The sequence below is a fragment of the Paenibacillus sp. EKM206P genome (assembly GCF_011066155.1).
Taxonomy (GTDB): domain Bacteria; phylum Bacillota; class Bacilli; order Paenibacillales; family Paenibacillaceae; genus Paenibacillus; species Paenibacillus polymyxa_D.
The window spans coordinates 254340-275747 of the sequence record NZ_JAAMNQ010000003.1 but is presented as its reverse complement, the minus strand read 5'-3'; the positions used below and the strand labels follow the sequence as shown (position 1 = coordinate 275747).

Sequence of the window (21408 nt, the reverse complement as noted above, 5' to 3'; positions counted from 1 at the left end):
CTATGAAACTGCTATTAACGGTCGGCAAACCACTTGACGACGATTGATCCACGCCGGATCGTAGCCTTTTCCACTGCTCTAAAGTCGGCTTGATTCCAAAAGTGTATTTAAGTAAGTGAATACTCTAAATAAATCGAAAAGCTCTGTTACCTTAATTGGTCGGCAGAGCTTTTAACTGTTCACGGTTTTTAAAATATATCCAGGTATTCTTTCTGGAATTTGATGAAATCTTGCACACTGTCGTGATAGGTAAATCTACCGCCATTTTTATCAATAATCCAGTTGATATTCTCGTCATTTAACAAGATTCCATACATGCAGTGATGAAGCAGTTCAATTTGCTTTTCATCCCTAATTCGGATCAAATGTTTTTCTTGTTCGATAATGAGGTACCATTTCGTTTCTGTTTCATCTACATCCGCATCCACATACAGTATTGATACCGACAAGGGGAATGGCCAGTCAAACCATTGTCCTCGCTTGTCTTCTCTATAACCTTCAAATGCCATGGTTATTCCCTCCTACTTGGATAATTTCCTGATTAGTTTAAATGTATCTAACGTGCTGCGATTGTACGCTTAATTAGGTTCTTGTCTTATCCTACTGGCACAGGAATATCGCCCCCATATTCTTCTCCTTGGCTTCACGTACACCATCATAAACATCTGTAAAAGTTCAGTGTCACTTTGGCAACCGTCTAATTCCGCTATTGTTGCACAATAGTTGTATCCGCTTTTATCGTTCATTGTTCTGATCTGTACAGTATACGGAAATCGACAGGTAATAAAGAAGCTGAACGCTTTGTTATATCAAAACGCTATTACCAATACTGTACAATTATTCTACTGAGCAATGACGTGGTCCAACATGAAGGACTGGAGATAAGAACAGGTAGCAGTGTAATGGACATAAAGGCGCGTCTGCTGGTTTTGGAAGAGGGGACCACAAGAGCGATATACGCTCTATATTGTAATCATAGGGGGCTGGGATGGTGACCAAAAGATCATTACATTTTCTCGTATGGAAATAGGCGCTGTATTAAACCTCCAATGATATGGAGCAAGGATACACTCATGTCTTGAATGTATCTTATTTCTGGAGGGTCAAAAGTGAAAACCCCTTATTCACAGTCCGTTTTGAGCTATAACCAAATTTTAATGTGGCTTTGTGTTCTTTCGTTTTTTAGTGTGTTAAATGAAATGGTTCTTAATATCTCTTTACCTGATATTGCTGATGAATTCAATAAGACACCAGCCATTACAAATTGGGTGAATACTGCCTTTATGCTAAGTTTTTCTATAGGAACAGCTATATACGGAAAGTTATCTGATCAGTTAGGTATTAAAAGGTTGCTCCTGTTTGGAATCATAGTGAATTGCATAGGATCATTAATTGGATTTGTGGGACATACTTTTTTTCCAACACTTATCTTGGGACGATTTATACAAGGGATTGGTGCAGCTGCATTTCCTTCACTTGTGATGGTCGTAGTTGCTCGCTATATCCCAAAAGAAAACAGGGGAAAGGCAATATGGCCTCATCGGGTCTATCGTAGCAATGGGTGAAGGGATAGGACCGGCTATTGGTGGGGTGATTGCTCATTATATTCATTGGTCTTATTTACTGCTTCTTCCTGTTTTAACTTTTGTAACTGTTCCCTTCCTGATAAAATTATTGAAAAAGGAAGTCATTTCAAAGGGCTCGTTTGACATTGCAGGAATCGTGCTTATATCTCTAGGTATTGTATTGTTTATGTTGTATACAACTTCTTACAGAATTTCTTTTCTGGTGATAAGTGTTCTATTTTTCTTGATCTTTTTAAAACATATCAGACAAGTAACCAATCCTTTTGTTGATTCTTCATTGGGGGAAAATACTGCATTTATGATAGGAATCCTTTGTGGGGGGCTTATGTTTGGTACCGTAGCTGGATTTGTTTCTATGGTCCCTTATATGATGAAAGACGTTCACCACTTAAGTACCGCAATGATTGGCAGTGGAATTATTTTTCCTGGAACGATGAGTGTTATTTTCTTTGGTTTTCTTGGAGGAGCACTTGTTGATAAGAAAGGTTCCTTACATGTGCTAGCAGTCGGCGTTGCATTTCTTGCCGTCAGTTTTTTGGTAGCTGCTTTCTTTATTGAAATGACACCTTGGCTGATGTCTATTATTCTAGTCTTTGTTTTCGGTGGTCTTTCTTTTATTAAAACAGTAATATCCACTATTGTTTCAAGTAGTTTAAAACAAGAAGAAGCTGGCGCAGGAATGAGCTTGCTTAATTTTATAAGCTTTTTATCAGAAGGAACGGGGATTTCAGTTGTAGGAGGCTTATTGTCAATACGTCTTATTCATCAAAAATTTATACCAATCATTAATTTTCCATCTGCTTATTTATATAGCAATATGTTATTGATTTTTTCAGTGGTCATTATAATTAGCGGGATTTTATCTGTTATTGTATATAAACGTTCAGTTTCAGATTCCTGATAAGAGCAAAAAAGGATTACATGCTGAAAATGATCGCATCCTCACGTTTGAAGTAAGTGAATACTCTAAAAATAAATCAAAAGCTCTGCTAACCTTAATTGGTCGGCAGAGTTTTGTGTGCTGATCAGTTTGATTTTACTAGATACGGGAAAAGTAGCAATGCAAAGTGTGCGTACAAGATGGTATTGTTTTTAAATTCGGCCTTATTACAGAAGGATAGGCTAATTTGAATACTTAAACTTATAATACCAAAAAATCGCTTTCTCATGGGCTGTGGAAAAGTTAGAATATAGCATAGTATCAACTCCGCCGATTACAAAGTTATTTTTAGCATAGAATCGACAAGCTAAAATATTCACATCCTGTGTTTCAAGCATAAGGCCAACAAGATTATTCTGCTTAGCCCACTCGGTTGCTTTACTCAATAAGGCTGCTCCGATTCCCTTGTGTCTCGAGTCTTTAGCAACGGCAATATCCTCAATTAGAGCATAGCCATTCCAATAAGTACAAAGTTTAATTTTCCCAACACAGTCGTTCTCATCATAATATAAAAAAATAGATTTTCCTTGTTCATTAATATAACTGATATCGACGTCATCATCCTCATACTGTTTAAAATATGGTTCGGGAAAACTTTCTTATATATATGACCAAATGTTGTTCTCGTATTTAGGTATAATTTTTCCTGACACAATAAAGCCGTTATTCTCATTTGACTTTTTAAAATCCCCCATATTTGAAAGTGACATTTTAATTATCATGGCTTGTCTCCTTCTGGTTTAATTTCTCTATGCACATTATTCTAAAAGAGAACCACTTTTTCCTGTCTGTTAGATTTATAAAAGAGTAAAATAGTAGCGACTGTTCAACTATGTGTGATATTTTAGATCCCCCTCCGCTTGCTTAAATGATTCATAGCAGTAGTTAGGTGTGCTATTTAACACAAAAAAGCAGGAAGAATTCCTCCCGCTTTTTGCATGGAAACAATTATTAACGTCTGCGTTGTCTATCGTTTACGCTAAACAAATTAACAGCCAGTGCGTTACCTCTTGCACGCGCAGTGGCTCTTTGATTGGAACGGATGTTCAATCTTCTTCTTCTTAAATCACGTCTGCAATGTCTTCTGCTCATAATATCACCTCCCTTCAAGAAATGAAGGTGCGGTTGAATCTTAGTGGCGTTTATGCTTACGCTTGGAAATTTTGATATTCAAGGCATTGGTTGCTAGTGCATTTCCGCTTCCTGTTTTAGCAGCTGCGGCTTGAAAGACTTTAACGACCAGATATCTGTTTTTCCCGATGCGATGCTTATACGTTTTAACTCTATTTCTGATCATCTGCATATCTCCTTTGCTTAGTTCTGCTATATATATATGTCAATTGTGATAGTAATGTATCAGCATAAATCTATTAGAAGCAAAAAGAAGCTAGTACCTATATCCCTAAAGGTTAACAAAAAAACTCATGCGAACCTGTCTTCGCCTTTTCAACTTTACGTTGCAGGAGATGTTACAGGCAGGTCGGCATGAGTCTAATGTGTAGAATAAAGATAATATGCAGTTTGTATGAAAATTATTTACTATTAAGGGTGTTAAGTTTTTTTTCGTAGTATGCCTCTTGGGCAAGAATATGATTCAGTTGTTCTGAGAGCTGTTTATATTCTTGGCTGGCCTCTGGGTAATTATTTCTTTCGGAAATTACAGCTTCAAGTTGCTTTTCTAAATACCTGAAATGGATGAGTATTTGTATGTACTGAATACGATCGTAGGTTGTTATGTGTGATTTCTCTTCTGCATACAAATGATCCATTGTTGGAACTGCACAGCTTACGACGATAAATATCATAACAAACGCTGAAATTATTATTTTTTTCATTTAATTCCTCCTACAGAGCTATGAGTAATTAATATACCATATTTAGCTAAAAGAAAGATCTATTAGTTTTTCCCATAACAGTATAGCTGTTCAAGATCAGTGGGGGATTATTTGAGATGATGAGGCTGATTTTATAGTAGATACAATAGGAATAGGTTGCAAAAAGGAAAGAATAGTTGTGAGATACATAGTAAGCATAATAACAATACAAAACCGGCTTGCCCTAGGCAGCCGGTTTTGTATTAGGGGATAGAATAACGGGGAAGGAAGAACGAGAAATCAGTGGAAGTCCCGGAAGAGTCCTACAACTTTGCCCAAAATACTGACGTGTGTCAGACGAAGCGGTTCAAAGGCTGGATTTTCAGGTTGAAGCCGGATATGATCTTTTTCTTTGTAGAAGGTTTTAACTGTAGCTTCGTCTTCATCTGTCATAGCTACAACAATATCGCCATTATCAGCGGTCTGCTGCTGACGTACGATTACATAGTCTCCGTTAGCAATCCCAGCCTCAATCATGCTTTCGCCTACAACAGATAACATGAATATTTTATCCTCACCAACAAAGTGTTGGGGAAGAGGAAAGTAATCTTCAATATTTTCTGTCGCCGTAATAGGAAGACCAGCGGTTACTTTGCCGACGACGGGGACACGACTAATGGAGTAATTAATCAAGTTGCTGTTATCCGATTCGTCTTGACCGAGTAACTCAATAGCCCGTGGTTTTGTAGGATCGCGGCGAATGAGTCCTTTTTTCTCTAAGCGATCCAAATGACCGTGAACCGTAGAACTGGAGGCCAATCCGACAGCCTCGCCTATTTCGCGTACAGAAGGGGGGTATCCCTTTAGACGCACTTCATTGCGGATAAATTCAAGAATGGCCTGCTGGCGGCTCGAAATCTTAGACATACCGTATCAACCCCATTTAGTAACGTTTGGGAAAATTATAGCATAGAACCTCCGTTCGTACAAACATAAGTTCTAAATAATCCCTAAAAAAATTGCGAACTTTTGTTCTCTTTTCTATTGAACAAAACAAACGTTCGTGTTATATTGTGAAAACATAAGAACAAACGTTTGGAGGACACAGCCATGATGAAATATAGCACCTATCAAAGTATTTTTCCAATGAATATAGAAAATTTACAGGAGACCCGAAAAGAGGGTAGGGCGCGTTTTATGCAGATTATTACCCATACTCTTTTACTTAAGCTTCTTATTATAGTGATTGTTGCTTGGATTGCAGGAGCAGGTGTACTTACGGTTTTCGCGGCTCCTTCAGCTTCCAAGGAAGAAGTGACTAAACTGACGGTACAACCTGGGGATACGTTGTGGCAGATTGCCGCGAATCATAAACCGGAACGAATGGATACACGGGTATATATAGAAGGAATTGTGCGGATTAACGGTTTAGAGGATCGGGGAGTGCAGGCAGGTCAGGTACTCAAGCTTCCTGACTTATGATCTATTGACTATTAGAGCTTGTCAGGGAGCGTAATGCGGGAGCCTTGACAAGCTCTTTTCTACATGTCAAAGTGTATTATATCTTTGCTTTTATGGAGGGGACACAATTTGGATATAGACAGCTTGGTACAGCGCATTAATGAATTAGCGCGCAAAGCAAAATCCGAGGGTTTGACGGAAGAGGAAGCCACAGAGCGCGCCAATCTTCGAGAAATTTATTTAGGTAACATTCGCCGTAATTTTCGGCAGCAGCTTGAAACGATTGAATTTGTGGACGATGATACATCGAAGGGAAATGACGGGCTGAAGCATTAATGTTGTTAAAGCGCCCAAGCCTGCAATTTGCCTTTTGTTTTAGGTACCTCTCATGGTATCTATATAGATCAGCTTTGAGGCAATTGTTTTAATGTAATATATCTGGGAAGGAATTGAGAGATGGCCCGATCATTTGAAAGAAAAGTACGCAAAAACACAGCGCATTTAAATAAATCGCGCAAAAAGCAAGGTATTCAAACCATTAGCGGCGCAGGTTCTGCAATGGATATTTTCCGTGGCCGTAACATTACTGTGCCAATTATGCTGGCTGGTCTTTCTGTATTGTACATGCTTATGAGTTACTTTTTGACTAAGACCGGTATGCGAGGGATGGATTGGCTTGTATTCGGCCTGTACTTGATGTTGGCTGTTATCTTTTTTATCCGTCGTCCTTATCTGAAAGTGGGAAAGGATACTCTCTATATGCTGAAAGGTGGTAGAGAACGTCCAATGACGGCAGGGGACATGAAAGCCATCAAGATTGAAAAGGGTTACGTAACCGTTGAAAGAAAAGGTAAGGGTGGTAATTTTATTTTCACAAAATCATTAGGTCGCTATGACACGGATGCCATTGCAGAGCGACTTGAGAAGTTTGCGCTATCCAATCAGATACAGGTTGACAAGAAATAACTGATTTAGCCTGTAGCTCTGTAACAAAGGCCGTATGATGTTATTTCATATAACATGCTGCGGCCGCTTGCTTAATATGGGCACACATAACGATTCAAATGCTTAATCAAGCAAATAGGCGTACATATACTGTGGAAAGAGAGTGGATAATTCAGATGACGATTCAGGCGGTAATGTTTGATCTTGATGATACCCTTTTGTGGGATGAACGTAGTGTAGAAGAGGCATTTGATGCAGCGTGTCAAACAGGCTCCCGTGAAGCAGGTGTTGATCCAAAAGCTCTGGAGGAAGCCGTACGTAAAGAAGCACGCGCTTTGTATGAATCCTATGAAACCTTTAGTTTTACTCAAATGATCGGCATTAATCCGTTTGAAGGATTGTGGGCGAATTTTACAGCAGGTGAGCAGCCTGAATTCCGTCAATTGGAACAGTTGGCCCCTGTTTATCGAAAGGAATCATGGCGCAGAGGACTCCAGCAACTAGGGATAGATAATGAGAAGTTGGCGGAAAAGCTGGCTACCCAATTTGCTTCGGAAAGACGCGCGCGTCCCCATGTATATGAAGAAACGTTTGAAATTCTAGAACAATTGAAGGGACAGTACAAGCTGTTATTGTTGACAAACGGTTCCCCTGATTTACAACAGGAGAAACTGGATGGAGTTCCTCAATTAGCTCCTTTCTTTGATCATGTGGTCATTTCAGGTTCATTTGGTCGAGGCAAGCCGGATCCGTCTATATTCCAGCATGCGTTGGGGCTTCTTGGTATTGAGCCCGAACATGCTTTAATGGTAGGAGATAAGCTGACGACTGATATTCAAGGAGCGTTGGCAGCAGGTGTTCACTCGGTGTGGGTGAACCGAAACGCCAAAACCAATACCACAGAGATCAAGCCGAAGTTTCAAATCAAGCATCTGTCTGAATTGGATGGAATTATTCAGTCGTTAAAGTAAGAAATCTACACCTTTAGAAACGAGTATTAAGAAAACTCCCTTCGCTCGATTGTCACAGAGCAGAGGGAGTTTTTTATTTACACAAGGATAAATTCGTAATTATGCTTTAATGAAGGTTGGATCTTCGAACGGTTCCGCAATCCAGCCATTTTCTTCAATGAACAAGCGGACTGCCACGATCTTTTGATTCTCCATTAAAGTGAAGAAGTGAGGTATATTTTCGGGTACGGAGATAACGTCCCCCGGTGAAAGCTCTACGTTAAAATAGCCGATCTCTTCAGGTCCTTTAATGATAAAGATGCCTTTACCAGCGACAATGGCACGGATTTCATCCTCGGTATGGGTGTGAATTTGCTCAAACTTGGCCAGCAGCTCGTCCAAATTCGGCGTTGCTTCAGATAGAGTGATAACGTCCCATATTTTATATCCGCGACGTGCGGCTAAATCCTTGATTTCGGGTTCAAATGTTTTGAGAACAGCGGCCTTTTGATCATCTGTTAAGGTAAAGTTCTCTTGCAGCTCCCCGGACAATTTGGAAGCATCCCAATGTTCATACAATATCTCGTGACTCTCCAGAAATTCACGTACTTGTTCTTCACCGTTAATTCTTTCATTCGTATTACGTATTAAGATTTCGGCCATGTATCTATTCCCTCTTTTCCACTTGGATTAATGTTATATAAAGAATACCATGTCTTGAAACGTTGTACAATACAGGATTTCAACATTTTATAATGCAAATGGCTATAGCTAAAGGATACAGGGTTAAGTACGTTCTAAAATGCTACAAACTATAAAAATGGATTAGAGAAGTCATTTTTACAAAGAACAACCTGTATAAAACGTATGTTTTTACTTCAATCTATCTAAATGATACGGTTTCTGCTAAACTAGGATTTAACGTTTTGCGGGGGTGAAGAAATTTGGATAAAGTTAGCTTGCAGGATGCATTACAACGAAGAATACTCCTTCTTGATGGGGCCATGGGCACCATGATTCAACAGGAAGACCTTTCCCCCGATGATTTTGGTGGGGAAGAGCTGGAGGGCTGTAATGAAATGCTGGTCTTAACGAGACCGGATGTCATTCAAGGGATTCATGAAGCCTACTTGAAGGCTGGGGCAGACCTAATTGAAACGAATACATTTGGAGCAACATCCGTCGTTTTGGCGGATTACGATATACAGGAACGTGCCCGTGAAATTAATCTGGTGGCGGCCAAACTGGCGCGTAACGCGGTGGATAAATACAGCACTGCGGACAAGCCTCGTTTTGTAGTAGGAGCTATGGGCCCAACCACGAAAACCTTGTCTGTCACAGGTGGTGTTACATTTGCTGAGCTGATTGACAGCTATCAAGAGCAGGCCTTGGCGCTTATTGAAGGCGGCGTGGATGTACTCCTTTTGGAGACCTCACAGGATACGCTTAACGTCAAGGCTGGAAGCATCGGAATTCGGCAGGCTTTTGAGCAGACAGGTATCGAGCTTCCGCTAATGATTTCAGGCACGATTGAGCCTATGGGAACGACGTTGGCCGGACAAAATATCGAATCCTTTTGCATATCACTTGAACACTTACATCCCATTTCGATTGGATTGAATTGTGCTACAGGTCCAGAGTTTATGCGTGATCATATTCGCTCTCTGTCTGAAATGTCCTCTGCAGCTATTAGCTGTTATCCAAATGCGGGCTTGCCCGATGAAAATGGCCAATACCATGAATCGCCTGATTCATTAGCACGTAAAATGGCTGCTTTCGCTGAAAAAGGCTGGCTGAATATTGCTGGGGGTTGTTGTGGTACCACGCCTGAGCATATTCGAGTTATGAGTGAAAGTATGGCGCAGTTTGAGCCACGTCCGCTGGTAGGTCATCATCCTCCTGCCGTATCAGGCATTGAGCCTGTATATATTGAACAGGACAATCGTCCGTATATGGTTGGTGAGCGAACGAATGTTCTGGGCTCCCGCAAATTCAAGCGTTTGATCGTGGAAGGCAAATATGAAGAGGCATCTGAAATTGCCCGCGCTCAGGTAAAAAGCGGAGCGCATGTCATTGATATTTGTGTGCAGGACCCGGATCGCGATGAAATGACGGATATGGAAGCGTTCTTGAAACTGGTTGTAAACAAGGTAAAAGTACCTTTGGTGATTGATACCACGGATATAAAAGTCATTGATAAAGCACTTCAATATTCGCAAGGTAAGGCAATTATTAACTCCATTAATTTGGAGGATGGTGAAGAGAAATTTGAGAACATGGCTCCTCTTATTCATAAGTACGGCGCCGCTGTTGTTGTTGGTACGATTGATGAACGCGGACAGGCTATTTCACGTGAGGATAAGCTTGAGGTAGCTAAACGTTCTTATGATCTGTTGGTGAACCGTTACGGTTTGGCAGCGGAGGATCTAATTTTTGATACGCTTGTATTTCCAGTAGGAACAGGTGATGAGCAATATATCGGTTCAGCTAAGGAAACGATTGAGGGTATTCGCATTATTAAAGAGGCGCTTCCCGGAGTGCATACTATCTTGGGCATCAGTAACGTTTCTTTTGGTTTGCCGGAAGCGGGTCGTGAAGTGCTCAATTCCGTCTACTTATATGAATGTACCAAAGCAGGTCTGGACTATGCGATTGTAAACACTGAGAAGCTTGAGCGTTATGCATCCATTCCAGAGCATGAGCGGAAACTTGCGGAAGACTTGATCTATAAAACAAATGACGATACTTTATCCGCTTTTGTAGCAGCTTTTCGTAACAAGAAAGTGGAGAAAAAAGAAAAGATATCAAACCTTTCGCTCGAAGAAAGACTGGCTTCCTACGTAGTGGAGGGAAGTAAGGAGGGACTCATTCCGGATCTGGAGCAAGCGCTTGTGAAATATTCTTCGCTGGAGATTATTAACGGCCCGCTGATGAAGGGGATGGAGGAAGTAGGACGACTGTTTAACAATAACGAATTGATTGTAGCAGAGGTGCTGCAAAGCGCTGAAGTGATGAAGGCGTCCGTGGCTTATTTAGAGCCGTTCATGGAGAAGAATGAATCCTCAGTAAAAGGTAAGATTTTGTTGGCTACAGTCAAAGGTGATGTGCATGACATTGGTAAGAATCTGGTGGAGATTATTCTATCCAACAATGGTTACCATATTGTGAATCTGGGTATAAAAGTACCACCAGAACGCATTATTGAGGCTTACCGTGAAGAAAAGGCCGACATGATTGGCTTATCCGGGTTGCTTGTTAAATCGGCACAACAAATGGTGCTGACCGCACAGGATTTGAAAAATGCGAATATTGATATTCCAATAATGGTGGGTGGAGCTGCTTTAACACGTAAGTTCACTAAAAATCGTATCCGTCCTGAGTATGATGGTCTGGTTGCCTATGCAAAGGATGCTATGGATGGCCTAGATATTGCCAATAAGCTTATGAATCCTGAGTCCCGTAAAAAAATGGCCGAGGAGATGGAGGCTGAGCGAGAAGCTGAAGCGGCAATCGTCGTGGAAGCCAAGCCGCTCCCTAAACTCACTCGAGCTGTGCGCTCTAACATTGCTCAGGATCTGCCCGTCTATATTCCACCAGATACGGATCGCCATGTACTGCGTAACTATCCACTGAATTATATTTTGCCTTACGTGAATATGCAGATGCTAATGGGGCATCATCTTGGTTTAAAAGGCAATGTTGAGCAGCTGCTGGCTTCGGAAGATCCGAAAGCGATTCAGTTGAAGGAAACCGTGGACAGCATCATGTTTGAAGCTGTGACAGACGGAATCATCCAGGCACATGCCATGTATCGTTTCTTTCCAGCGCAGTCGCAAGGGAATCAAATTCTGATCTATGATCCGTCGGATGTGAGCAAGGTACTGCACACATTTACATTTCCGCGCCAGCAGGTAGAGCCTTATCTGTGTCTGGCTGATTTCTTGAAATCAGTGGAATCCGGAGTTATGGACTATGTGGGTTTCATGGTCGTTACAGCTGGTCATGGGATTCAGCAGATATCTACCCAGTGGAAAGATAAAGGGGATTATCTGCGCTCGCATGCACTTCAAGCGGTAGCACTCGAAGTAGCAGAAGGGTTAGCGGAACGGCTTCACCATATTATCAGGGATAGCTGGGGTTTTCCGGACCCTGCCGATATGACAATGAAACAGCGGCACGGTGCCAGATATCAAGGCATTCGGGTATCCTTTGGCTACCCTGCATGTCCAGATCTGGAGGAACAGGGGCCGTTGTTCCAGTTGTTAAAACCTGAGGATATTGGCGTTGAGCTGACGGAAGGGTTTATGATGGAACCGGAGGCTTCTGTATCAGCCATGGTGTTCAGCCACCCTCAGGCGCAGTATTTTAACGTCGAAAAGGTTTAACACCTTTATCAGATGGGATAGCAAATACCCTCCGAGCTTCGGAGGTTTTTTGCTGGTCAGCAGGAAGAAGGTTAATGTTATGGAATTTTATTTTCTCGGTACAAATGCAGGGGTGCCTACGATTCAGCGAAATGTAACGTCCATCGCTCTTCGTTTGCTGGAAGAACGAAGAAGCATGTGGCTGTTCGACTGCGGTGAAGGCACTCAACAAGAGGTATTGCGTTCGCCGCTCAAACTAAGCAGACTTGAAAAAATATTTATCACCCATTTGCATGGGGATCATCTTTTTGGTCTGCCGGGGCTGCTGTCGAGCAGAGCGTACCAGGGGGGAACGACACCACTGACGGTATATGGACCGCCTGGAATCCAGCAATATATTGAGCTATCTTTAGGGATCAGCCAATCGCGTATCAATTACCAACTACATATTGTGGAGCATACGGGCGGGGTTCTGTTTGATGACGGACAATTCCGGGTAGAGTCAGCTTTGCTGGATCATCGGATCGACAGCTATGGCTACCGAGTTGTAGAGATGGATAAGCCCGGTAAGCTTAACCAAGAACTGTTGGAGCGATATGGAATCAAGCCCGGCCCGGTGTACGGTAAGTTAAAGCGTGGGGAAAGCGTGGAGGTAGAGGGTGGAGTTATTTTGCACCCTCAGGATGTTTTGGGTTCGCCGAAAAAGGGGCGTATCATCACGATTTTGGGGGATACGAGACCTTGCCCGAATACGGTAGTGCTGGCTCAAGATGCAACTGTCGTCGTTCATGAAGCCACTTTTCTGCATGAACTGGTAGATACAGCGTACGAGTATCATCATAGTACGGCGCTTCAGGCAGCGGAGGCTGCAAAAGCCGCAGGTGCGGGTCAGCTAATCATGACACATTTTAGTTCTAGGTATAAAGATCAGGAGCAGCTTCAGCCATTGCTGGAGGAAGCGCGAAGCATATTTCCCAATTCATTGCTTGCGGAGCAGCATGTGTTGTTACCGGTACCCGATATCGGTTAATAAACGATTGGAGAAAGATATGTGCATGGGTACCGGGGCTTGCTCCGGTGCCTTTGTTTTTCACCGAAATTATTTTCCGGGAAAGCGCAGGATGCGACAAGAGATGAGAACCCGTACACGGTGGTGGGGATGAATTTGTTCTACCACATATGGAGGTATGTCATATTCGCGTTTCTATATATCGAATTTAAAGGATTTTATGTCTTGAGCATGATCAGGAAATACAGAAGATTTCCTTTGAGGAAATAGCGCCTTCGATGGATTTCGACGAAGATGTGAACTTATGTCATGTGAAAGCGACGGCTTTTAGCGAGGAATGGCGCTATTTTGCACGGTTTACCAGCAATTCATGGACTTCATAAGCATTTTTGACTTAAGATAGATGGGATGAATGGAGACAGCCGATTATTTTATAACCTGAATCATTAAGGTGGTTAAATAAGAAGGAGAACATCGTTCATAGGATGAATTATAATTTTCAATGCTATGATGTGAATGGATTTGAAGTGGGGGAGGGGATTGCGATAAAATCGTTACTAATTGATCTGGATGGAACCCTTTATCATGGAAATCGGATGATCAAGGGTGCGGATCTGTTCATATCCCGATTGCGTACAGACCAGATACCTTATGCTTATGTTACAAACAATGCTTCACGCACACCCGAATCGGTGGCTGAGCATTTGGTTGGTATGGGAATTAAAGCGGCCAGCCATGAAGTATATACTTCGGCGTTAGCAGCTGCACAATATGTAGCACAGCAAAGTCCTGGAGCTCGTGTATATTGTATTGGTGAGACAGGATTACGTGATGCACTCACAGGAGCCGGTTTGCAGCTTGTTGAGAACCATCCTGATTATGTGGTGCAGGGGATAGATCGTCAATTTACATATGATGCGCTGGCCGCTGCCATGCGTTGGATTCGGGAAGGAGCCACTTTTATTTTGACAAACCCGGATCTCCAATTGCCTTCACATGATGGGCTAACGCCAGGAGCAGGTACGATTGGAGCAGCAATTGAAGCGGCTTCACAGGTAAAGCCTATTGTCATCGGTAAGCCTTCAAGCGTATTGATGAATTATGCACTGAACCGCTTAAACATTAGGGCGGATGAAGCTCTGGTTGTGGGCGATAATATGCTTACAGATATTGCGGCAGGTGCAGCAGCAGGTTGTAAAACAGCTCTGATCCTGTCGGGCGTGACGACCCGCGCTAATATGGACGAGCATGTGCGTACCGTTGGAGTAAAACCTGACCTGATGTTTGAAAATCTCGCTGAATTGCAGGACTGGATGAAAGAAGAGCTGAGATAATAGAAAAAAGTATATGCCTTAGAAAACTTGCGAGCATTAAAAGCTATGTAGCTACGAAAGGAAAGATGTTGATATGCCGGAACTTCCTGAAATGGAAAACTACAGAATCTTATTATCCAAACAAATTTTGGACATTCCGATTACTGGAGTGACGGTTAGCCGTGAAAAGTCCATTAATACTGAAGTGGAAACGTTTGAGAAGCAATTGCTCGGAACGACCGTTGTATATTTAGAGCGTCGAGGCAAGCATTTGATTTTTCATTTAAACACGGGCGGACGGCTCGTACTTCATCTGATGTTGGGAGGGCTGTTATTTCTGGGAACGGAGGAGCAGCGTCCAGATCGTACAGTTCAGATCGAATTAGATTTTAGTGGAGTAAAGCTTTATTTTATCGGACTGCGCTTAGGTTATCTGCACTTGCTGACGGCTAAAGAAACAGAGGAGGCTTTGTCAGACCTGGGACCTGACCCGTTAGACCGCCGCATGACGTTGGAAAAGTTTACAGCACGGCTGAAGGGACGCCGGGGGATTTTAAAAACAACACTGGTGAATCAGCAGATTTTTTCAGGTATTGGCAATTGTTATTCGGACGAAATTGCTTATATCGCCGGATTTACACCGGGTTCCAAAGTACAAAACATTGTGCAGTCGCCAGAAAAAGTGGAAAAGCTATACCATGCCACTCAATCCGTACTACGTGAAGCTACTGCGGAAGGCGGGTACATGGAAATGCCTCTAATGGAGGGAGACACGCTAACAGGTGGATTTGATCATCAGTGTCGAGTATATGACCGCGAAGGAGAAGAATCTCCAAGTGGCGGAAAAATTGTAAGGGTTGAACTGGCGGGGAAAAAAGCATTTTATTGCCCGGTACAGCAGCATGATGCCTAAATTGCTCATCGGCTCCCATGTGAGTACGCGTGGTGGCTTTTTCAAAGCCGCTATGCGTGCGCGAGAGCAGGAGGGGCGTTCATTTCAATATTTCCCGAAAAATCCTCGTAGTCTGAGACTGAAGGAATGGAGTGCTACTGATGCTGCTGCTTGCAACGCTTACTGTGTAGAGCACCAGCTTCAATCCATTGCTCATTCGCCATATCCCGTTAATCCGGCTCATGGGTCTGAGCGTGGTCAGGAACTTTATGAGCTGACGATTGCTTCATTACGCAATGATCTGGATATTGCTGAAGCCTGTGGGTCAAAAGGGATTGTCGTTCATTTTGGTCACATGCATTCGTTAGACCCTCTAGAGGGCTATCGTAACATCATTAACTGTTTTAATGATGTGCTGGAAGGCTGGCAGGGAAATGCTAAAATATTGATTGAAAATCAGGCGGGGGATCATGGACCTATGGGAACCACGCTTGAGGAAATGGTGCAAATCCGTCAGTTGTGCCGGTATCCTGACAGTATCGGCTTTTGCTTGGACACTTGTCATGCGTATGCAGCAGGATTGTGGAACGGTGGAATGGACGAGGCTTTGATTGATAAAGGAAACCGTCTCGGCTATTGGTCAGCTCTATGCGGAGTTCACTTGAACGATTCTAAATACCCGTATGGCTCTAAAAAAGACAGACACGCTCGTGTGGGGCAAGGTTACATTGGTACTGAGGGCATGCGCTGGATGACAGATCAGGAGGCTGTAAGAGGCATTCCTATCGTTTTGGAGAGTGAGACGGGACCTGATGGAACACATCAGGAGGATATTCAAATGATTCTAAGCTGGGAGTAAATCAATCTGATTGATAATAACTATCTTTGAGGCATGTGAGCTTGCATATATGGGAAAAGGAGGAGAAGTTGATGTATTTGTTTATGGACGATTATCGGCCTTGTCCTCCGGGCTTTAAGCTGGCAAGAGATGCGGAAGAGTGTCTGCTGCTGCTTCATGAATATCCTATTACGATACTATCGCTAGATTATGATTTGGGTTCAGGTCAACCCACGGGAAAAGATGTGGCTGCTGCTATCGCAGGGAAACGGTTATATCCGCGTGAAATTTACTTGCATTCCTCCAGTCCAGAGGGGCGGCGAGCCATGTATGAGCTGCTCTATGCGAATAAGCCAGAGGGAGTCACCGTGCATAATGGGCCCATACCCGAGGAGCGTATGCGAGAGATCAGAAAAGGGTCTGAACAATGAAAGAGATCGGACAAAAAGACGCGCGCCGTGCCATATGGGAGGGATGCAAGCTGGCTTTGTTTGTGTACACTCCCATGTGCGGAACATGCGCGGCTGCCCGTAAGATGCTGGAGGTAGCAGAGCATTTGCTCCCCGAAGGAGCAGTGGTGCAGAGCAACATTAACTATATTCCTGAACTGGTACAGGAGTACCGGATATCCAGCGTTCCCGCGCTTCTTATATATAATGGTGAAAACAATAATCCTGAAATCATCTACAAAATGGAATCTGTAGAACACTTGCTGAGCAAAATAAGGAGCGTGATGGAATGATATCCATGAAGAGCATTACGTTGCAGCGGGAAGAAAGACGGATATTGGACGATGTAAGCCTGGATATACGAGAAGGTCAACATTGGGCTATTCTGGGTCGCAATGGTTCCGGTAAAACAACTTTGCTGGAAATGATGACAGGGTATATGTTTCCAAGTCGTGGTACGGTTGAAGTGCTTGGGCAAATGTATGGTCAATGTGATGTGCGGGAGGTCCGCAAGCAGATCGGATATATCAGTCAGACCTTATTGGAAAAGCTGGCGCTAAAAGATCCAGTTTGGGAAGTAGTCGCTACAGGTGCGTATGCTTTTTTGCGCTTTTATCTGGAAATTCCAACAGAGGCAAAAGAAAAGGCCATATCTTTGCTGGAGGGTATGAATTTAGGTGACTTGATTCATCATCCGCTGGGGACGTTATCTCAAGGAGAACGTAAAAAGGTGATGTTGGCCCGCTCACTGATGGCGGAACCCCGTCTGCTAATTATGGACGAGCCTTGTGCTGGGTTGGATCTATTTGAGCGGGAAAAAATGCTGGTCGAGATTGATCGGCTCCGCAAGCGGGACTTATCAGTGGTCTATGTGACTCATCACATTGAGGAGATTGTCCCCCTATTTACACATGTTGCATTGATTCGTGATGGTAAGGTTGCAGCAGCTGGACCGAAAAAAGAAGTTTTAACGAAAGAATTGATTATGCACACATATGAAGTTTCGGTTGAGCTGGATTGGGATGGAGAACGTCCCTGGATTCGGGTGTGCGCTGGAGGGTAATGTTATTTTGGAGGAACTATATATGAGTACAGATGAACAAAGTGAATCTACTTTGTCATCATCAAGATTTATTTGTACGGCCAATCACGGTTTTGCACCCTATGCTCAAGAGGAGCTTAGAAGAATATTTGGCTCTGTGAAAAGTACGATGCTTTTACCTGGTGAAATTTTTCTGGCTACATTACCTGCGGAAGAAATTGAGGCAGTGAGGACAATTACAGGTCAGCCGCCGATGTTTTTACGTCACTTGTTTCCTGTTCATTTTCAGGAAGAAGGAACGGATCTGGTTCAGGTGCAGGAGCGTCTGGTTGCATTCATCCGTAACCGCAAGGAACTGATGGATCAACGTGTTTCTTTACAGGTGCGCAAAGGATCTAATAGCAGCTGGACTGAAAGCGCAGGTGCACTTAAGCAGGCTTTGAGTGAACAATTAAGTGATCTACCTATGGAGCAAACAGTACAAGGCGCCGATGTTATTGTGTCCGTTTTTGCAGATACAGATACGTGGTATGCAGGTGTATCACGTCCTGAGGACAACCTATCGGATTGGAGCGGAGGTGCGGTTCGTTTTCAGAAAGAAGACGGACAAATTTCCCGTGCCAAATTCAAGCTATTGGAAGCAGAAGTAACGTTCGGCATAGATTTTGGCGCTTTCCATCAGGGACTGGATATTGGGGCAGCACCGGGTGGATGGACTTCCTTCTTACTGGAGCGGGGACTGAAAGTTACTGCGGTTGATCCGGCAAAGATGGAGCCATCACTGATGAAGTACGCCAATCTGACTTTTTTGCGTAAAAATGCAAGTGAAGTCAAATTTAAAGAGAATTCGTTCGATCTGCTGGTTTGTGATATGAGCTGGAGTCCTAAGCAAATGGCAAGGCTCGTTACTGATTTACTATATAGTTTGCGAAGCGGTGGTACTGCTATCGTTACGGTCAAGCTAATGCATAAAAAGCCCTTGGCGCTCATTCATGATGTAATTGCTTCATTTGAGGAGTCCGGCATGCAGATTCAGCGAGCTAAGCAGCTATTCCATAATCGAGATGAGATTACCCTGTACATGATTAAGTATGGAAAATAACACTTTACAATAGATACAGGTGTGCTATATAATAAATCCAAATTGTTCCTTAAAAATAATAATGATGTTTAAATCAAGGGAAAGCATCCCGCGAAAACGGTTTTCATGGCGACATGGAAATTTGATTTTGCGGCAGCTTTCCCTTTTTTGCGTTGTCTGCTTAAGAAAGGAGGTAGGAGAATAATGAAGCAACCATCACAGTTGGAATTCGGATCAATTGTTGGTGAACGTTACCGTATTGTGCGCACATTGGGTTCGGGAGGAATGAGCCGCGTGTTCATGGCAGAGGATTTAAAACTGCCAGGCAAGCAATGGGCAGTGAAGGAGTCGGTTGCCGAGCCACAAGTGATGAAGCTTGTACGCACGGAGGCAGAGATGCTGATTTCACTAAGCCATCCACGTTTACCAAGAATTGTTGATTTTTTTGAGCATCCCCCATCTGGAGCGGTATACCTGGTTATGGATTACATCGAAGGAATTACGCTGGAAGCATATATGAAGGGCTACCAAGGCTATATTCCACAGGAGCAAATCGTCCCATTCGCTTTGCAGGTACTGGATGTGTTGGATTATTTGCATACCCGTCAACCACCAGTCATTTACCGGGATCTGAAACCAACGAATATTATGCTGACACCGGAAATGGAATTTATACTGATTGATTTTGGAATAGCGAGGAGCTACAAGGCTGAGCTGGATCAAGATACGGTAAAGCTGGGCACAGTGGGCTTCGCTGCCCCGGAGCAATATGGAGCAGGTCAGACGGATGCTCGTTCAGACTTATACAGTTTGGGAGCGCTACTATTGTATCTCTGTACAGGAGGCAAATATAGCGAGTGGACTGCGGGAGTAGAAGGATATATACGCGGGGAATTGTCTCGTCATTTGATTCCAGTAATTCGAAAACTGCTGCGTCAGAATCCTGAGGAACGATTTCAATCCGCCGGGGAGGTCATTGGAGAACTGCGTCGCAGTGCTGATTTTCAACCTGCTCAACAAGAAATATCCGTTAATGATGCCTCAATGGATTATGCAGGCACAAGGGTAGTGGCTGTACTGGGTGTATCTGCCGGCTCCGGTGCTACGCATACAGCAATTACGGTGAGCCACTATCTGGCTCGAAGATCCCGCTCCGTAGCTTTGGTTGAGCTGCACAGCACAGCCAAAGCATTTGCCCGACTTCAAGAAGTCGTAGAAGGCACATCCGTTGGACAAATGAGTTCAAGTCGGCGTTTTGAAGTCGATGGAGTACATTACTGGCGACAAACATCGCGTGCGGATGTCATTTCTTTGTTGGGTGGTTCTTACAGATTTATCGTACTGGACCTGGGGAGTGGGCAGGATAATGAACGTCTGGAAGAATTCTTGAGAGCCGATTATCCGCTCGTCGTTGGCTCAGGGGCCGAATGGAGGGTTCAGGATATAGCAGGGCTAGCCCGATCTCTTCAGCGCCACCCACAGCACAAATGGAATTACTGCTTGCCATTGGCAACTTCGGAGGCGGTTCGCAGGCTTCGTAAGGAGCTGGATCACGATAAAGTATTTGCTCTACCGTTCCACTCAGACCCCTTCGAACGGGATGATGAGATGGATCAGGTGCTGGACGAGCTGTTTCGCGGAGTTATTCCAGACACCCGGAGAAGACGCTTCGCATTCCTTAAGCGACGGCGCTAAATAGAAAAAGTATATATCAAAAAGAGGCAGGGGAGAAGTTGTGTGTCCAAGCTAAGAAAGAGCAGTAAACAAAAACTGTATGCCGGTTGCATTGGCGCTGGGATTGTTGGCATTATCTTTGCCGGCTACCTTATGGTTAATATCCATCAAATGAATGAGGTCAGGAAACAGGCTGAGGTAGAGGCAGAACTGAAATGGAAAGTGTATGAACAAGAGCAACGAACCGCGAAAAAAGGCTGGGCGGTTGTCCGTGATATTTCTCCAGGTGAACAGATTGCATCTAATGATTTGAAGGGAATTAAAGTTCCCGGTTCTCAGGCTCCATCAAATTTGCTGGCAAATAAAAGTGAAGTTTCCGGAACCACAGCCAAGATTGAGCTTAAAAAAGGATCTGTGCTTACATCGTCTATGATTACTGCTGATGAACCCACACCTAAAGATTTACGCAACCGTGAGCTAAAGGTGGTGGTACTACCCAACAGTCTAAAGTCGGGGGACGAAGTAGATATCCGCATACAATTTCCAACAGGTCAGGATTACATTCTATTATCCAAAAAGAAGATTTCCCGACTGGAAGGTCCAATTGTCTGGGTCACTTTGAATGAGCAGGAAATATTATCGCTTTCGAGCGCGATTGTTGATGCCTACCTGCATAAAGCATCCATTTATGCTCTGACATATGTGGATCCCCAATTTCAGCCCAAGGCAATCCCGACCTATCCGCCTAATGCGCAGGTATTAGCGTTAATGAATAGTGATCCGAATTTGATACACATTGCTGAACAAAAGCTGTCTAAGCAGCTGCGGGGTTCCCTTGAAAATGCAATTAATTCATCAAACAGTGTAATTTCAACACCCGTGGAAAGAAGTCTGAGTGAGGAAATTGCAGCTCAACATGCGGGTGCTACTATAGAAAACCCAACAAGCGGGATTGATGTTACAAGAAATGAATATGAGAATGAGCAGGATCATCAAGAACAAACAAAGATTCTGACGCAGGGTGGAAGCTCTGACCCGTATGCCAAATAA

21 protein-coding genes and 2 pseudogenes are annotated in these 21408 nt (G+C 43.4%); 16 read left to right on the top strand and 7 right to left on the bottom strand.

Features of this window, described 5'->3' with window-relative positions; translation table 11 throughout:
• Positions 1–188: 188 nt before the first annotated feature.
• Complete coding sequence (locus tag G9G53_RS07965; RefSeq protein WP_029517409.1) at positions 189–509, bottom strand: hypothetical protein; 321 nt, start codon at positions 507–509, stop codon at positions 189–191.
• Positions 510–1109: 600 nt separating this feature from the next.
• Between G9G53_RS07965 and tet the strand changes: the two are divergent.
• A pseudogene (gene tet, locus G9G53_RS07960) lies at positions 1110–2487 on the top strand (Tet(L)/Tet(K)/Tet(45) family tetracycline efflux MFS transporter).
• Between the two features lie 221 nt (positions 2488–2708).
• Here tet and G9G53_RS07955 read toward each other — a convergent pair.
• The 5 genes and pseudogenes from G9G53_RS07955 to lexA form a co-directional block, all read right to left on the bottom strand.
• Positions 2709–3248 (bottom strand): annotated as a pseudogene (locus G9G53_RS07955) (GNAT family N-acetyltransferase).
• A 229-nt stretch (positions 3249–3477) separates the two neighbouring features.
• Positions 3478–3618, bottom strand: coding sequence for a hypothetical protein (locus G9G53_RS07950; protein ID WP_165146693.1), 141 nt, complete (start codon positions 3616–3618; stop codon positions 3478–3480).
• Between the two features lie 40 nt (positions 3619–3658).
• Positions 3659–3823, bottom strand: a complete 165-nt coding sequence (locus G9G53_RS07945; protein ID WP_013310546.1) for a hypothetical protein — start codon at positions 3821–3823, stop codon at positions 3659–3661.
• Positions 3824–4058: 235 nt separating this feature from the next.
• Positions 4059–4361, bottom strand: a complete 303-nt coding sequence (locus G9G53_RS07940) for a hypothetical protein (protein WP_029517411.1) — start codon at positions 4359–4361, stop codon at positions 4059–4061.
• Positions 4362–4640: 279 nt separating this feature from the next.
• Complete coding sequence (gene lexA / locus G9G53_RS07935) at positions 4641–5267, bottom strand: transcriptional repressor LexA (RefSeq protein ID WP_013310545.1); 627 nt, start codon at positions 5265–5267, stop codon at positions 4641–4643.
• A 186-nt stretch (positions 5268–5453) separates the two neighbouring features.
• Between lexA and G9G53_RS07930 the strand changes: the two genes are divergently transcribed.
• The 4 genes from G9G53_RS07930 (at position 5454) to G9G53_RS07915 (ending at position 7717) form a co-directional block, all read left to right on the top strand.
• A complete protein-coding gene (locus G9G53_RS07930; RefSeq protein WP_039271343.1) occupies positions 5454–5822 on the top strand; it encodes a LysM peptidoglycan-binding domain-containing protein in 369 nt (122 codons plus the stop codon).
• Positions 5823–5930: 108 nt separating this feature from the next.
• Positions 5931–6137 carry a DUF896 domain-containing protein gene (locus tag G9G53_RS07925; RefSeq protein WP_013310543.1) on the top strand — a complete coding sequence of 69 codons (207 nt, stop codon included), beginning with the start codon at positions 5931–5933 and terminating at the stop codon, positions 6135–6137.
• 120 nt (positions 6138–6257) lie between these two features.
• Positions 6258–6767 (top strand): hypothetical protein, encoded by a 510-nt coding sequence (locus G9G53_RS07920; protein WP_025724118.1) that lies wholly within the window; start codon positions 6258–6260, stop codon positions 6765–6767.
• Between the two features lie 155 nt (positions 6768–6922).
• On the top strand, positions 6923–7717 hold the full coding sequence (locus G9G53_RS07915; RefSeq protein ID WP_029517414.1) for an HAD family hydrolase: 795 nt from the start codon (positions 6923–6925) through the stop codon (positions 7715–7717).
• A 99-nt stretch (positions 7718–7816) separates the two neighbouring features.
• On the opposite strand, the gene G9G53_RS07910 is transcribed toward G9G53_RS07915, so the two are convergent.
• Positions 7817–8359: a 1,2-dihydroxy-3-keto-5-methylthiopentene dioxygenase gene (locus G9G53_RS07910; protein WP_069011697.1), complete on the bottom strand. Its 543-nt coding sequence runs from the start codon at positions 8357–8359 to the stop codon at positions 7817–7819.
• A gap of 281 nt (positions 8360–8640) precedes the next feature.
• On the opposite strand from G9G53_RS07910, the gene metH reads away from it, so the two are divergent.
• From metH to G9G53_RS07855, 11 genes are all read left to right on the top strand, one after another.
• Positions 8641–12081 carry a methionine synthase gene (gene metH / locus G9G53_RS07905; RefSeq protein WP_165146690.1) on the top strand — a complete coding sequence of 1147 codons (3441 nt, stop codon included), beginning with the start codon at positions 8641–8643 and terminating at the stop codon, positions 12079–12081.
• A 79-nt stretch (positions 12082–12160) separates the two neighbouring features.
• Positions 12161–13090: a ribonuclease Z gene (gene rnz / locus G9G53_RS07900; RefSeq protein ID WP_165146687.1), complete on the top strand. Its 930-nt coding sequence runs from the start codon at positions 12161–12163 to the stop codon at positions 13088–13090.
• Between the two features lie 464 nt (positions 13091–13554).
• Positions 13555–14403, top strand: coding sequence for a TIGR01457 family HAD-type hydrolase (locus G9G53_RS07895; RefSeq protein WP_081317588.1), 849 nt, complete (start codon positions 13555–13557; stop codon positions 14401–14403).
• A gap of 73 nt (positions 14404–14476) precedes the next feature.
• Positions 14477–15295, top strand: a complete 819-nt coding sequence (locus G9G53_RS07890) for an Fpg/Nei family DNA glycosylase (protein ID WP_025724124.1) — start codon at positions 14477–14479, stop codon at positions 15293–15295.
• Positions 15285–16133 carry a deoxyribonuclease IV gene (locus G9G53_RS07885; RefSeq protein WP_185156338.1) on the top strand — a complete coding sequence of 283 codons (849 nt, stop codon included), beginning with the start codon at positions 15285–15287 and terminating at the stop codon, positions 16131–16133. Before G9G53_RS07890 ends, G9G53_RS07885 begins: the two co-directional genes overlap by 11 nt.
• A 71-nt stretch (positions 16134–16204) precedes the next feature.
• Complete coding sequence (locus G9G53_RS07880; RefSeq protein ID WP_029517420.1) at positions 16205–16543, top strand: cyclic-phosphate processing receiver domain-containing protein; 339 nt, start codon at positions 16205–16207, stop codon at positions 16541–16543.
• Complete coding sequence (locus tag G9G53_RS07875; protein WP_029517421.1) at positions 16540–16854, top strand: thioredoxin family protein; 315 nt, start codon at positions 16540–16542, stop codon at positions 16852–16854. Before G9G53_RS07880 ends, G9G53_RS07875 begins: the two co-directional genes overlap by 4 nt.
• Complete coding sequence (locus G9G53_RS07870; protein WP_165146684.1) at positions 16851–17624, top strand: ABC transporter ATP-binding protein; 774 nt, start codon at positions 16851–16853, stop codon at positions 17622–17624. The genes G9G53_RS07875 and G9G53_RS07870 overlap by 4 nt, the downstream gene beginning before the upstream one ends.
• 22 nt (positions 17625–17646) lie before the next feature.
• Positions 17647–18705, top strand: a complete 1059-nt coding sequence (locus G9G53_RS07865) for an SAM-dependent methyltransferase (RefSeq protein WP_165146666.1) — start codon at positions 17647–17649, stop codon at positions 18703–18705.
• Positions 18706–18885: 180 nt separating this feature from the next.
• A complete protein-coding gene (locus G9G53_RS07860) occupies positions 18886–20379 on the top strand; it encodes a serine/threonine-protein kinase (RefSeq protein WP_165147153.1) in 1494 nt (497 codons plus the stop codon).
• Between the two features lie 42 nt (positions 20380–20421).
• Positions 20422–21408: an SAF domain-containing protein gene (locus G9G53_RS07855; RefSeq protein WP_165146663.1), complete on the top strand. Its 987-nt coding sequence runs from the start codon at positions 20422–20424 to the stop codon at positions 21406–21408.